This window comes from Chitinophaga skermanii (genome assembly GCF_003259335.1).
GTDB lineage: Bacteria > Bacteroidota > Bacteroidia > Chitinophagales > Chitinophagaceae > Chitinophaga > Chitinophaga skermanii.
Window position 1 is genome coordinate 528,472 of record NZ_QLLL01000002.1, and the last position, 14,095, is coordinate 542,566.

Here is a 14,095-nt window from a genome sequence, read left to right on the forward strand (position 1 = left end):
AGTTTTATTTAAGTAGTTCTTCTAGTTTTGTTGCTAATGCTTCGCCGCGTAGATCTTTGGCGATAATTTTACCCTTCGGATCGAGTAGGAAGTTTTGTGGAATGGATTTAACCATGTAGAGTTTCGCAAACTCGCTATTCCAATATTTCAAGTCAGACACATGCTGCCAATCCAACTGATCTTTGTGAATAGCGGCGATCCATTCGGCTTTTTTGCCGGCTTGATCTAATGAAACAGAGAGAATATCGAAATTTTTATCTTTGAATTCCTGGTAGGCTTTCACAACAATGGGGTTTTCTTCCCTGCAAGGCCCACACCAACTTGCCCAAAAATCAATCAAAACATATTTACCACGGTAATCGCTCAACTTCACCATTTGCCCACTTGTATCAGCAGCTTCAAATAATGGAGCCATAGCACCAATGCGCACAGTCATGAATTGATCAATGGTTTTCTTTAGGTTGACTCCTTCCTCACTTTGTCGAACATTCTTCTTTAACCCTTGGAAGAGATGATTATATGCCACGATATCTTCTGGTAAATGACCGATTACATCTTTCAATGCATCGATGCTAACCATGTATCCCGGATGTTTTTTGATGAAAGTGATCTCTTGTGCTTTACGTTTATTCTTCAACAACTTCATTTCGTAACGCCATTCACCTAGCCCGATGGTATCGTATTTTGCCTTGGCCTTTTGTGCGTCGTAATAATTCTGTTGACAAGTGGCTAGTTTTTGATCAGCAGCAGCTAAATAGGCCGCCAATTCCTTTTTTTCTGCCGACAACTTAACAGTATCTGTCACTGTTTTTTGTGCCATCACACTACCACCGAAGCAACAGGCAATGGAAATTAAGAATGCGTTTTTCATGGTGATTTATTTTCCGTTTAAGACATGAATTCCCCTGTACCGGTGTGTATGGGAACACCGGTACGAGATAGAGAATTCTTATAAGAGAATGATTTTTTGTTTAGAAGACGCGGCTACCGTTACCTTGTTCCATGTAGATAACAGTATTTATTCGCCCTTCACCTTCAAAAGTTGGCGTAGAAAGAGGTTGAAGGGTACCAATTGTAGTAATTTTATGTAACCATACCTTGTATCTACCATTTTTATAGGTAGCAATAGCCAGATAGTCAACAGTATTGGTTACACCTGATGCAGGCACCGGATATTTCACATGCTGCATTCTAGTAACGACTTCACCGGCAGGCAAAGTAAACTGTAAACGCTCTGAAGTTGTAGCAATATCCGTCATATAAATATCCGAACCGTTTGCATAGTAGATATAGTCATTATCATAGTTACCTGCAATCATACTAGCTTGCATTAAGCCGTGCGTTGGAGCCAATGTATCACGTTTCAAGATCATCATGGTATCAGAACCAATTAAGCTTGGGTAGTTTACATTTAATTTATAGAGCATGCCCCTGTTATCTTCCAACTTCCACAACATGTTTGCTATACTGCGTAAACCCGGGTAGCCAGCCATCCATTTAAGATCTGCTTTCATGTTTTTCAAGTCACGACCATTATTCGCTAAGGTGGCGAAGTTCATACCATTGAAGCAGAACACAGACTTGCTATTTAAGTCCCACCCTAAATCCATGGCACCTACTTCTGCGATAGGAGAAACATTATATGTTTGCGGTAACTCGGTGAACAATGAACCTTTTAGCATACAATAAGCCTTGTTGCCGTTGATGATCATTAAATTCGTAGACGCCATCGGTTGAAACACATTCTTCAAATCGGCCTTTGCTGGTTTTGCAAAGAACATACTGTCGAATTTGTAAGTTTGGAAACCGTTACTTACGCGGTAAATACCTGCTGTTTTATCTGTCAACACCACTAAGCCACCATATAAATCAGAGGAGGTTAAAGTTTTGCGTAAGCCACTAGCGAAAATGGTTTTTACGGCGTTACCTTCTAAGCTCTTCCCGTTATTGTAATGCGCGATCCAATTATCAATTCTACCAGCTTTATGAATAAAATCAATATCGGTTTTACCGGCATTATCTTTCACGAGGTACCAACCATCGTTGTTCAAGGTAGAAACATTGAAAACTACTTTCTTCAAGGTGACTACGCCAGTTGGTTTATGACGCACATTGAACACAAGAAAATACTGACCTGGATCTAACACTACAGGCCATGCAATATTCTTTGTTCTTGCTACCGTATCAATCTTGATTTGATCACCAAGGTTGGGTACAAAGTTAGCCGTAACGTTTGTCCAGTAATAGTCATAGTCGTTTTCGTTTGAAACCGTGGGGTTTATTTTCAACGTATCACGGTAAGTGAACAATTTGATAGTATCACTAATACCGCTCACCGTTAATGTTGGTATTGGGTTTGAAGCACCGGTACTGTCGTCTTTTTTACAGCTGAAAACCAATGCGGCCATCAGCCCTATGATGAGAACATTAATCTGTTTCATTGATTTGTTGGTTGAATGGTTAAGGGAATGAAATGATAGGGCTTGTGGGTGAAGATGTTTCCCGTATGGGAGCTTTACCACTGGCAATGTTATCTGCATTGTTATTAAAATCAGTCAATGCCTGCTTTAACACAATCACATATTGCCTGAGCGCCCCTTCACTATTTGCGGCCTTATACCAAGCATCGTCAATGTTTTGTCTCAATACATCAATCATAAATTGATGCTTCCCTACACTATATTTACCGAAGGTGCTGAATGCAGGTGATAAATAGTTATCGGTTCTCCAAGAGTCGAATCTTTCCAATCGATCAGAGAATACAATTGTTTTCTCTTTTGCAATCTTTTCTCCTAATCCAAAATGATCGTTTGCTACTAGTTGAATATGTAGTCGGTAAGAATTATTTGCCAAGCTTGTATCTCTCAACAAGATAACCGGGATTTTTGCAGTGGCTTCATTGGCTTTTACCACCATTATATTCTCTACTGCTTTATCATCAAATCCAACATAGTGCGTACCGGGTATTGCTTTAAAAGGCAATTCAGTTACAACACTGTCGATGATTTTATTCGTAAGAGGATCGCGGGTGTAGGTAACAGAGAATTCTGGCACCTGCACAAACTTAACAGGTCGATCAAAAGGCGTAATGCCCCCGATCGTATTTACATCAATATATACTGTATCACGGAGTACCGTTTTAGGTTCGAATACAAATGTGGCAGATTTCGTGATGGTATCAGCCATTTGAATCCTGGCGATATCACTATAAGTAAGGTATGGCGCTTTTTTGCAGCCCGATGCAATAATTAGGGCTAATGCGCAATAGCAAATGAGTCTTTTCATGGCCGTAATTATTTGTTGTTATAGTTGATTTCACGATCAGGTTTAGGTACCACATACCTTGCAGCGCTACCTGTATAGTAAGAAGCGGTCCAGCTTGCCGGTAATGTTGCTATATTCAAGCGTTTATAGGTAAAGAACGTTTGACCTTCTGCGTAAAATTCGCGTACGTATTCACGTAATATTTTATTCTTACGATCGGCTTCCCAACCACTGTTGTTAAAACCATTCGGGAAAGGAATCCCTTTTTCATTACAAAAAGCGCGGTAGTATGTTTCTGCTTCCTCTTTGGTAGTAGCACATTCTGTAAGAATCAAATACATTTCGCTTAAGCGCAACAAAGGAACTTGCAAAATGGGCTGTAGGGTACGTTGAATAAACTTCTTATACATTACATAACCCGGTGCACTGGATTTATACGACCATAAGTCTTTCCATCTTACATCCGATGTTCTTTCCGCTACTGGAAATAGGTTATTCAGGTAATAGTAACCATCTTGAATATTGAAATCGCTACGTGCTAAACCACCCGATTCTCCAAACGTGTTATTAGCTACACTTTCCAAGTTGTAAATATGTACAGCTGTAATATGCTCAGGCGACATTAGATGATCTCCTAATGAACGATCTGATTCGCGGCCTAAACGATATGTAGGTTTGCCCGTACGATCTTTAGCATCCAATACCATTTGTGCGTATTTAACTGCATTTACTTTATTAGCCGGGTCAGACGCGGATAAGTACATATACACTCTCGCTTTCAATGCTAATACGGCATTGTAGTTCATCCTAATCTGGCGGTACATGTAAAAATTATCCGCTACTACTGGTGGTGCACTTGAAGAGGGAGAAGGGTTTAATTCGGCCAATGAATAATACTGGATCGGATCTTTCCCTTTCATGATTGCTTCTGCAGCATCCAAATCCGCTAATACCTTCGCTGCAAAGTCACTAAACCCAATCGGCGTAATAATCTCGTGTGTTACTTCCGTTACATACGGTAAGTAAACAGCAGCTCCACTATTATCCGGCATTTGGCCAAACATACGCAAGATGTCGAAGTGAGCAAATGCGCGTAATGCCAAGGCTTCACCTTTTATTAATGAGTAGTTTTCACCGGTAAACAGCGATTTCTTACCATCAATTCTCTCCAAAATACTGTTTACACTGGCGATCATTTTATACTCATCAGCATACGTATTTTCCATCCAACCTTTCACACTGGCATCGGCGTAGTTGGCATTTACCAAGTTGTTTAATGCTTGGTTACCGTTATTGATCACATCCCAGTTACGGGCCATATATTCGATATTTCCCCACATAAGGCTACCGCCGTAGGTGTTACCGCTTTTTAATTGAATGTAGGCACCGGTTAATGCATCACGGAAACCTTTCTCAGAACTAAATAATTGGTCCTTCGTTGTTTCAGCTTTAGGTGTTACATCCAAAAATTTACTACAGCTACTGAAAACCAGTGAGCCTAAAAGTATAGTAGTGATTGTTAGCTTCTTCATGTTCGTTATGGTTTAAAAAGTGGCAAACACGTTAAAGGAGATTTGTCGTGTAAACGGATAATCCAACCCGCGCTCCTGCTTAACGGTTGATATGTAGAACAATTCACCTGTATTACCAGAGATCGTTAATGCCTGCATACCCATTTTTTGTAGCCATGCTTTATTCGTGAAGTTATAAGTGATGTTGATGTTCTGGCAAGTCAATGTAGATTCATTCTGCACAAACCTAGATGATTGGAAGATGGCCGACGGATCATTGATTCCTCTGAAGAATGATACATCACCCGGTTGCTTCCAACGGTCAGTAAATACGCGTGAATCAACGTTGAAGAATTTATCGGCACTTTCCACACGGTCTACCAAGGTTTGGTTATAAATCTGGCCTCCTAAACGGTAACCGAATGATGCGTTCATTGTTAATCCTTTGTAACGTGCCAATGTGCTGAAGTTACCACGGTACGTAGGCTGGTTCAAACCAACTGCTACCCTATCCGCTGCATTCCATGAATACGTCACCTCGCCATTTCTTGTTAAGTATAACTCGCGACCAGTACTTGGATCGATACCCAAAGAGCGAACAGCATATATAGTATTCTGAGATGCACCTTCGCGGATGATTTTATTCGGCGTACTACCATTACTCAATAACGCCAATTTATCATTCGCAGCTTTCATGGCTTGTGATAATTGAACAATTTTATCAGTATTATAAGCAATGTTACCTGTTACCGACCAACTAATTTGCTGCGCCGGTTTTTGAATTAACATAACCGTAGCACTTGCTTGCCAACCTCGCTGTTCCAATTGTCCAATGTTCTCGATGTAGGTTGTGAAACCATTAGAGAATGGTAAATCAAGTGATGACAATAAGTTGGATGTTCTTTCTTTATAAAGATCGAGTTGCATGCTAATTCTACCACGGAATAACTCTGCTTCGATACCTGTATTATACTTTTGGTTTTTCTGCCACTGAAGATCTTTGTTACCAAGGTTCGACTGTGTAGCACCTAACCAGTTTTTATAGTGGTCATTTGTAATGTACCCGTAGGTTGCCAATGGCTTGTAAGCTGCAAATGCTTGGTTACCCGTTACACCGTAAGATCCACGTAATTTCAACCTATTAATGAAGCTGAGATTTTCCTGTACAAAGTCGATGTGGTGCAAGTTCCAACCACCACCGATAGAATAGAATGGTGCATAACGACTATTAGTACCAAAATTCGAAGCACCATCTATACGGTAAGAACCATCTACAAAGTAGCGATCATTATAGCTATAGCTCACGTTACCAACGGCACTCACCCTTCTAGTAGTTGCTTCTTGACCACCAGGGCGGCCATCTCTTTTGTATTGCAAAGCCATGCCTAAGAAGTCGATACTTGCATCAGGGAAACCTTCAGCCGCAAAACTGTAAGAAGTTCCTTTGTCCTCCGCAGCTTCTAACTGAACACCAACACTCAAATAGTGCATTGCTTTGAACAAGTTGCTATACTGTAAGTTTAAGTTCGTGTTGTAGCTAAATGCTTTCCCTGTTGAGAAATCGTAGCTACCTTTTCTTAAGATGTCTGCATCCGGGTAATCGGCAAATGCTGAGTGCTCTGCCGGTTTGAACACATCGGCCGTTGTATTATTGGCATTGATACCAAATCCACCACGTACCGTAAAGTTTTTGATCGGTGACCAATCTACTTGGAAGTTGTTGATGATATTCAAATAGGCACTTCTATCGAATGAATTCAACGTTGCATCATACATCGGGTTGGCATAAGGTTTACCACCAGAATTGCGTTGTTGTACCCAGTAATCGTAGCTGTACGGCGTAAACGACCTTACAATATGCCCAGCCGAGTCATAAGGACTCCAGTACGGGTTTAATTTTACATAATCGCCGAAAGAACCCCATGGCGATTGGTTGCCTTTCACGCTACCAACAGTCATACTATTGCGGAAATTCAGTTTTTTTAGGCGGTAGGAGAGATCCACTGTACCATTGATAGATGTTCTGTCGGAGCCTTTCATGACGCCGTTCTGCTTACGAACGTCACCAATCAATGCATAACGGAAAGCAGCATCACCACCCTCTAAACGGATAGCGTGCGACTGATCCACACCATTACGCAAAGGTTTAGCCATCCAATCGGTATTAACACCGCTTTCTACTACAGCTTTTACTTGGTTGTAATACTGTTGTAAAGCAATATTAGCCTCAGGGGTTTTCGTGCGATTATAATAATATCCTGATAATCTTTCTAATTCGAGTTTGTCGCGTGCATTTAACAAGTGATAAGAACTAAGATCTGGAGTACTTAAGTTCATACCACCTCTATAAGTCATGCGTAATTTACCGGCAACAGGTTCTTTAGTAGTAATAACAATTACACCATTTGCACCTCTTGAACCGTAAATGGCGGTAGCAGGACCATCTTTCAACAAGGTGATCGTAGCAATTTCGTTCGTATTAAGATCCATCATACGTTGTAACGAGATCGGGAAACCGTCCATAATAATGAGCGGGGTATTAATCAAAGCAGACGTATTATCCTGCAATTGATCGATGTTGGGTAAGTTTCTATTACCGCGCATCTGGATATCTGGTAAACGGTTAGGATCGGAACCGAAGTTGTTATTGGGCACTACATAGAAAGAAGGATCGATGTTACCAATTGTAACAAGGATGTTTCTACCTTGGAAGTTCTGAATTTCTTTCGCTGTAATCGTTTTAGCGGCACCGGTATAAGATTCCTTCGATTTGTTGAAGATACCGGTTACTACTACGTTGTTGATGGATGATACGGCCGGCGCTAAAACGATGTTAGCCGTTTTGCCTTTACGAATCGTGTACTGTGTAGAACGGAAACCAATAAAGGAAACCAATAGTACATCGCCTTCTGTGGCATCGATCTGGAAATTACCTTGTGCATCCGTGCTAGCCACTGCTTGCTTCCCGATTACGCGGATGGTAGCACCCGGTAATGGGCATTGACAAACGCTGTCGGACACGTGGCCTTTGATTTTCTCGGCCACTTGGTCATCTACAGCATTCACCGTTGCATTTGCTTGCTTGGGTTTAGGTGTAATCACGATCGTTTTTGTACTTTCCTTCAATTCCAAATTGAAAGGCTGCTCTTTTGAAATAATACTGAGTAGCTCGGGTAAGGCCATCTTCCCGTTTACGGAAACCGACTTTGCATTAGACAGGATTTCCTGGTTGTAAAAAGCTACATAACCCGTTTGTTGACGAATGATCTGCAGTAGCGATTTAACCGATAAATTATTGCCTGACACCGATACCGACTGCCCATTAACGGCTGCCTGTACATGGATAAGCGTGACAAAAAGTAGAACAAATGTCATTCTCATAGCAAGAAAAATTGTAGCTGTGCTAAAGCGGCGGCTGTGCTTGTTTTTAGCGCCACACGCTGACAGTGATTTGGTTGATAAGCCCGCGGCCGGGGGGTCTTGAATAGGCATAACCTCAAGGACCGGCTTGCGATAAGCGGTAAAATCCATAACTTACGTATTGGTTAGGGTTGATAAAAAAGCAGTTTGTCCTAAGTAAATTGTTCAAGGGATCAGCCCAGCCATCCATAGCCGAGAGTGTTGCAAGCGCTTTCGGCTCTTTTTTTGCCGGCATTCCCTTCTCGGAAATTCTAAATCATGTTACAGTTTCGATTAGTTTATTGTTAGTGATATTGAATGTTAGTTGGTATTTTGATTTACCCCGTTTATCCGGGCATTATGGCATTACGATCAGCTTACGACCCTCCAAATGAAAATGTACATTTGAGCTTTCCAGGATTTGTAACACATCCTGTAATGTATTTTGCTTGTTGATCCAACCACCAAAGCGGGCGGCAGGAATTCCTTTCTCATAAACGACTTCTATATCGTACCAGCGCTCGAGTTGACGCATAATTTCGTCGAGACTGGCATTTTCAAAATTGAATAGGCCATTTTTCCAGGCCAGGATTTGATCGGTATCTACCGCGTTCAATATCACCATCTGTGACAGTTGCGGCTTAACAGCCGCCTGTTGACCAGGTTTAAGTGTTGCAGTATGGCTATAGGCATTTATTCTTACCGCTCCTTCTAAGAGAGTTGTTCTGATTGAATGCTCGTTGGTATATGCGTTGATGTTGAAACTAGTGCCAAGTACTTGTATTTCTGTGGCTTCGCCTGTTTGTACCTTGAAAGGTAATTGCTCATTTTGCGCTACTTCGAAATATGCTTCTCCTTGTAGTTCTACATGACGCTCTTTTCCACTGAAAGCAGTGGGATATTTAATTGAACTTGCTGCATTTAGCCACACCTTTGTGCCATCTGGCAAAACAAGTTTGAATTGACGCCCTTTAGGAGTCCTTACATTATTATATACAATTTCGCCGGGTTGTAGATCAGCGGCGTTATAAGTTAATTGGCCATTTTGCAATACAACATTAGCACCATTCTGGCTGGCCACAACGCCATTACCAGCGCTATCAAGCACTAATTGCGAGCCATCGGCCAGCGTTAAAATAGCGCCATCGCGGCCGGGAGCAATTGGCGTGGTTTCCTTTAATGCAACAACTTTTCTTGTTGCGGGCTGATGTAAATCACTGTGTAACAATGCATACGTAGAAACGCCCATCAAAACAACTGCTGCAGCGGCGTAACGAACAATTCTACTTTTGAAAAAGTTGAATTTGGGTTGTTGGCTTTCCTTGGAAAGCGCTGCTAACTGTGAAAAAAAACGTCCTTTATTCTCTTCCCGGTTTTGTTCAATATTATACCAGGTTTGTAGCATCTTATGAACGGATGCTTCATTTTGTATTTTATTTAATAACGCGGCGTTGTCGGCTGATTGGGATGCCCAATCTTCCAACAATTGTTGTTCTTCTGCCAACAATGTTTCCCCTACCAGCTTTTTATGTAACAAAGCGGCAATACGATCGTCGTAATCAAAATTCATAGTTGCAAAATCCCCTGTTGGCATTCCCGTCATTTCAAGTATAACAACTGAGTGTTACGAAGCGTGACAAAAATTTCTTAAAAAAATAAAATTGAGAGAAACCGGTTGGATAATCCTTTCTTCAATAGTTCCGTTTTTAACTCTTTTATAGCTCTACCCTTACGTTGGCGGAGGTTTTCCATAGAAATCCCAAGCTGGGCAGCTGCATCGGCCGATGACATATCCTGTAGATATAATAATTCTACTACCTGGCGATATGTTTCCGGTAAACGCGCTATTTCTTCGTAAACAAGCCGCATTAGGTCCGATTCGGCCATCAAAGCCTCTATGCCTATACCGGCATCTTCTTCTTGGCCCGAGATTTCATGGGAGTTCCTTTCCCGTACACGTAAATATTTCTGGTAGTTTAGGCTGGCATTACGCGCCAAGGTAAACAAGTATCCCCTGAGCTTCCCGATCGATTCGAAACGGGCAGTGGATTGCCATAATTTCACCAGCGACTCTGTAGCAATGTCTTCCGCTTGGTGTTGATCTTGGATGATACTGTGTGAGAAATATACCAAGGTGTTGTAATATGTATCAAACAAATATGCATACGCCGTAGTGTCTTTCCCCGCTATGGCAGTAAGCAATTCATTCTCCTCGTATTGTAGAACACCCTGCAAAATCGATTTTTTACTGTTATTTGTACTTTATGCAAACATAAAAATAAATTCATTAAAGTAATAGTTGTCTATGAAGTGAGGTACCCTAACTATTATAGAAGGTAAAAAAATGACCACTAGAAATCAATTTCTAATGGTCAAACGAAGAAAGTATATTAAAGTAAAAATGACACTTATTCATCTACCTAACATGCACAACATATATAATATTACCGATCTCCTCCCAACAAGTTTTTAATGCTCTGCATATGGTCTACTAATTGCTGGCGCTCTTCTTTTGACAACTTATTAATTAAAGTAGTGATTTGTTCCTCCGAGGCAGCATTCAATTCATTAAACAACAGAGCTCCTTTGGGCGTAAGAGAAATAAGCGTTACACGGGCGTCTTCCCCCGATACTTGCTTAGCAATTAATTTATCCTTCTCGAACTGTTTCAATACCCTACTCAAATATCCTTTATCAATACCCATAGCAGCAATTACTTCCGAAGCGCTAACGGGTTGTTGTGCATTAATTTCATATAGCACGCGTACCTCCGATAACGAATAGGTACTATCCAATAAATGGTCGTCCAACAAACCAAGTAACCTCGTGTAGTAGCGGTTGAACGCCCTAATATCTTGAATAGTTTTCTGTTTCTCTTTCATATAATTGAATTAAGGTAGGGTGAGGTCGTATCGTTGTTCCACAACGGGTTTATCAAAATTCTGCGAATTTTTCTCTTCCGTTAACCGGAACCCAAACCGCGTATACAACGATATCGCCGCCAATTGCTCGCTTGTTGTCCATAAAAATCCATACTGTATCTTTCGTTCCTTCATGAATTGAACAAACTCTTGCACAAGATATTTCCCCAATCCAATACCCCGGTATGCCGGTAAAAACAAGAAATAGCGTAACTGTAGCTGTTCTCCCCGGTGTTGCACCACCATGCACCCCATTATCTTCCCTGCATGCTCGCATATCCAAAGCTTGTCTTTCTCCACATCATACGCCCGGGCAAATTCCTTTAAACCGTCTAATACGTACATTTCGAAATTCAACCCGTAATTACATTCTTTGGCATAAATATCACCATGTAAATAAGCGATATAACCCAAATCGCCGGGCGCTAGTGTGTGCCGTACCTGTATATCATGTAATGTTATCGCTGACATATAGTAAGTTTCAAAGTAGTTTATTTGTTGACAAAATCAACCTTTATTCTATACAAAGGAAAAGAATTAAGTTGAATTAGTCAACTAATTAAGGAAATTTTCATCTTTCTATTCGCCATAGCTTTATACCCTTTTGAACAAATTTCCAAACTAGCCCGGTTGTTCGGTTTTGTACAATTCCAAGCACGCTTCAATCCCGTTCTTTGTAAAAAAATACGATATGAAATCCATCACCATGCTAGCTATGCTTATTGGCATGAGCTGTATAGCTAAAGCTCAGTCCAACGAAAGTTCATTACAAGAAGTCAGAAAAATTATTGAAAAAAGCAATGCCACTTATGCCGACTTTGCCAACAAAAACGACGGCTCCATCCTCCTCCGTTATACAAATGATGCTTGCCTTTTCCCTCCCAATGCTGCGCCTGTTTGTGGAAGAAATAATATGGCAAAATTTTTCAAGGATGGTCCCAAAGTACATACTACTTTCACTATTCAACATTTATACGGCGATGGAAAAACGTTTGTTACAGAAGAGAGTTACTACGAAATGACCGATTTTAACGGTAAAAAAATTGATGAAGGGAAAGTAGTGGTGGTTTGGAAGCATACAAACGAGGGGTGGAAGATGCACCGCGATATGTTCAGTAGTAATTATCCTAAGAAGTAATTGTTAAAACCCAATATTGACAGCCTCCTGGAATGCCTGCCCGTTCTTCACGAGCGAACGGCGGGCACCGGAAGGCGTAATACCGGTGAACTTTTTAAACTCGCGGATAAAATGCGCTTGATCGTAATACCCACACGTATAAGCTATAGCAGTTAATGAATAGCTTGTTTCTAATACCATTTGTACACTTTTATTAAAGCGTGTTACTGCCAATAATGCCACTGGGTTTATGCCCACATGGGCGGCGTATAGCTTTTGGATGTACCGCTCCGAAACCCCGGTTTCTTGGGCCAGCTTACGAACGTCTAACCGTTGGTCTTCATTGGTAACCAAGCATTGCGATAACTGTTGTACCAAATTCACTTTTTGCAACTTATGCTCGTTCTTCTGTAGCAGTTGTAAAAAGTACTGTTCCAGTACACGCACCTTCGCTTGCATGGTATGCACTTCCATCAATTTGCTAAATAGTTCGGCGTACGCCTGTTTATGTACATCAAATAAATCGGTGGCGTAATTAGTGAAAGCTGTTAAAGCGTCGGTAACAAATAAAGTACTGGCGAAGGGATAAATCCTTGTAATGAGTACCGTGGTGCCTTTTGTTACTGTTAATCTTGTTGGTAATGTTAGATGTCCAAGTAACTCTACTGATGGTGTATTTTTTGATCTTCCGTTGATGATAGTGGTAGCTGAACCTGAAGAAACATTCATCACCAAATCGACACAACCACTGGGGTAAAAAACTTCATTGTTAAGATCTTGTTCGATCGTAACAAATGTATAACTCTTAATATACGGCGCTAAGCTGGCAGAAGGCAAAAATTGCATGTACACAAATGTTTACGCTTTGCTATCATAAATGTACATCATTCAATGGATTAAAAACTGGACAATAAGCAATATTATATTGTCCAGTTTTTAGTATTGATTTATACTACCCCGCGCATCTTTTCCAGCATTTGTAACCAACTTGGGTAAGCACCAGTTTTCTTCGCTAAGTCTTGAGAAACAGATTGTTTTAATTGCAAGCGCGTGATACCCTTTTCTACTTCCGAAAATGTAACTGTTACCACTGTTTCGCCTGGCCAATCGGCATCCATGCCTATTGTAGTAGGGTTAATCGGCTGCCCATTTTCATCGGCGTTTATGAGGGTAAAAACAATTCGAATGTAGGGCTGCACTTCGAGATATTCACCAATGCACCAACAATCGCCATGAACAGGGTTAGAGATACAAGAATGAAACTTTCCGCCGGTGACGATATTGAGTGTTTTGAAACGAATGGTACAACCAGCGGGAGCATACCATTGTAGAAGTTTTCCAGGGTCGGTCCATGCATTAAAAACACGTTCGATACTAGCATGGAAGGTTTCTTCAATAAAAACTTCTTGAACTTGCATAAGCTTTTCCATTTGTTATTGATTTTATTTGTGAATATGCTTTGATTTCTTGGGGGATGATGTAGCCTCTTTTTCCTCCTCTTCCACGAGGCTTTTAAGGGCATTTAAGCGGCCCGTCCACATTTTGTGGTATTGTGCCACCCATTCATGCACTTCGTTCAATTTATCTAGCCTTGCTTCGCAAATTCGTTCACGGCCTTGCTGGGTAATATTCAGTAGCCCGCATTCTGCGAGCACCTTTAAGTGGAGTGAAATCGCCTGCCTACTTACATCGAATTGCTCTGCAATGGCATTCACATTTACAGGTTGTGCTGCAATTAAACCTATGATAGCACGCCTAGTAGGATCGGCTATCGCTTGGAAAACATCTCTTCTTGCTTCCATAATATGCAATCATTTGCTTGCAAATATAAATGCAAGCATTTACTTGCGCAAATATATTTTATGGGTATATGATTCGTCATT

At 41.0% G+C, this 14,095-nt stretch carries 13 protein-coding genes; 1 reads left to right on the forward strand and 12 read right to left on the reverse strand.

The features are described 5' to 3' along the window. Window positions 1-4: 4 nt before the first annotated feature. From LX64_RS06270 to LX64_RS06310, 9 genes are all read right to left on the reverse strand, one after another. Window positions 5-871: a peroxiredoxin family protein gene (locus LX64_RS06270; protein ID WP_111596757.1), complete on the reverse strand. Its 867-nt coding sequence runs from the start codon at window positions 869-871 to the stop codon at window positions 5-7. A 100-nt stretch (window positions 872-971) separates the two neighbouring features. Then, a complete protein-coding gene (locus tag LX64_RS06275) occupies window positions 972-2,441 on the reverse strand; it encodes a PKD-like family lipoprotein (RefSeq protein WP_158538546.1) in 1,470 nt (489 codons plus the stop codon). Between the two features lie 19 nt (window positions 2,442-2,460). After that, entirely contained in the window at window positions 2,461-3,285 is an 825-nt protein-coding gene (locus tag LX64_RS06280) for a DUF4843 domain-containing protein (protein ID WP_111596759.1), read from the reverse strand. 8 nt (window positions 3,286-3,293) lie between these two features. Next, on the reverse strand, window positions 3,294-4,796 hold the full coding sequence (locus LX64_RS06285) for a RagB/SusD family nutrient uptake outer membrane protein (protein WP_111596760.1): 1,503 nt from the start codon (window positions 4,794-4,796) through the stop codon (window positions 3,294-3,296). A 12-nt stretch (window positions 4,797-4,808) separates the two neighbouring features. Next, complete coding sequence (locus tag LX64_RS06290) at window positions 4,809-8,156, reverse strand: SusC/RagA family TonB-linked outer membrane protein (RefSeq protein WP_245952565.1); 3,348 nt, start codon at window positions 8,154-8,156, stop codon at window positions 4,809-4,811. Window positions 8,157-8,532: 376 nt separating this feature from the next. Continuing rightward, window positions 8,533-9,768 (reverse strand): FecR family protein, encoded by a 1,236-nt coding sequence (locus LX64_RS06295; protein ID WP_111597054.1) that lies wholly within the window; start codon window positions 9,766-9,768, stop codon window positions 8,533-8,535. A gap of 53 nt (window positions 9,769-9,821) precedes the next feature. After that, window positions 9,822-10,409 (reverse strand): RNA polymerase sigma factor, encoded by a 588-nt coding sequence (locus LX64_RS06300; protein WP_158538547.1) that lies wholly within the window; start codon window positions 10,407-10,409, stop codon window positions 9,822-9,824. Window positions 10,410-10,618: 209 nt separating this feature from the next. Continuing rightward, window positions 10,619-11,056 (reverse strand): MarR family winged helix-turn-helix transcriptional regulator, encoded by a 438-nt coding sequence (locus LX64_RS06305; RefSeq protein WP_111596763.1) that lies wholly within the window; start codon window positions 11,054-11,056, stop codon window positions 10,619-10,621. A gap of 9 nt (window positions 11,057-11,065) precedes the next feature. Further along, window positions 11,066-11,566, reverse strand: coding sequence for a GNAT family N-acetyltransferase (locus LX64_RS06310; RefSeq protein WP_111596764.1), 501 nt, complete (start codon window positions 11,564-11,566; stop codon window positions 11,066-11,068). A gap of 220 nt (window positions 11,567-11,786) precedes the next feature. On the opposite strand from LX64_RS06310, the gene LX64_RS06315 reads away from it, so the two are divergent. After that, a complete protein-coding gene (locus LX64_RS06315) occupies window positions 11,787-12,233 on the forward strand; it encodes a YybH family protein (protein ID WP_211324746.1) in 447 nt (148 codons plus the stop codon). A gap of 3 nt (window positions 12,234-12,236) precedes the next feature. On the opposite strand, the gene LX64_RS06320 is transcribed toward LX64_RS06315, so the two are convergent. From LX64_RS06320 to LX64_RS06330, 3 genes are all read right to left on the reverse strand, one after another. Then, on the reverse strand, window positions 12,237-13,058 hold the full coding sequence (locus LX64_RS06320; RefSeq protein WP_111596765.1) for a helix-turn-helix domain-containing protein: 822 nt from the start codon (window positions 13,056-13,058) through the stop codon (window positions 12,237-12,239). 101 nt (window positions 13,059-13,159) lie between these two features. Next, window positions 13,160-13,642 (reverse strand): SRPBCC family protein, encoded by a 483-nt coding sequence (locus tag LX64_RS06325; RefSeq protein ID WP_111596766.1) that lies wholly within the window; start codon window positions 13,640-13,642, stop codon window positions 13,160-13,162. Between the two features lie 12 nt (window positions 13,643-13,654). After that, the gene (locus LX64_RS06330; protein WP_170132808.1) at window positions 13,655-14,014 is read right to left on the reverse strand and encodes an ArsR/SmtB family transcription factor; all 360 of its coding nucleotides are present in this window, start codon (window positions 14,012-14,014) and stop codon (window positions 13,655-13,657) included. Window positions 14,015-14,095: the final 81 nt, after the last annotated feature.

Coding starts and splice junctions, on each gene's coding strand:
- LX64_RS06270 (WP_111596757.1), bottom strand. CDS start 871: ATGAAAAACGCATTCTTAATTTCCATTGCCTGTTGCTTCGGTGGTAGT.
- LX64_RS06275 (WP_158538546.1), bottom strand. CDS start 2,441: ATGAAACAGATTAATGTTCTCATCATAGGGCTGATGGCCGCATTGGTT.
- LX64_RS06280 (WP_111596759.1), bottom strand. CDS start 3,285: ATGAAAAGACTCATTTGCTATTGCGCATTAGCCCTAATTATTGCATCG.
- LX64_RS06285 (WP_111596760.1), bottom strand. CDS start 4,796: ATGAAGAAGCTAACAATCACTACTATACTTTTAGGCTCACTGGTTTTC.
- LX64_RS06290 (WP_245952565.1), bottom strand. CDS start 8,156: ATGAGAATGACATTTGTTCTACTTTTTGTCACGCTTATCCATGTACAG.
- LX64_RS06295 (WP_111597054.1), bottom strand. CDS start 9,768: ATGCCAACAGGGGATTTTGCAACTATGAATTTTGATTACGACGATCGT.
- LX64_RS06305 (WP_111596763.1), bottom strand. CDS start 11,056: ATGAAAGAGAAACAGAAAACTATTCAAGATATTAGGGCGTTCAACCGC.
- LX64_RS06310 (WP_111596764.1), bottom strand. CDS start 11,566: ATGTCAGCGATAACATTACATGATATACAGGTACGGCACACACTAGCG.
- LX64_RS06315 (WP_211324746.1), top strand. CDS start 11,787: ATGAAATCCATCACCATGCTAGCTATGCTTATTGGCATGAGCTGTATA.
- LX64_RS06320 (WP_111596765.1), bottom strand. CDS start 13,058: ATGCAATTTTTGCCTTCTGCCAGCTTAGCGCCGTATATTAAGAGTTAT.
- LX64_RS06325 (WP_111596766.1), bottom strand. CDS start 13,642: ATGGAAAAGCTTATGCAAGTTCAAGAAGTTTTTATTGAAGAAACCTTC.
- LX64_RS06330 (WP_170132808.1), bottom strand. CDS start 14,014: ATGGAAGCAAGAAGAGATGTTTTCCAAGCGATAGCCGATCCTACTAGG.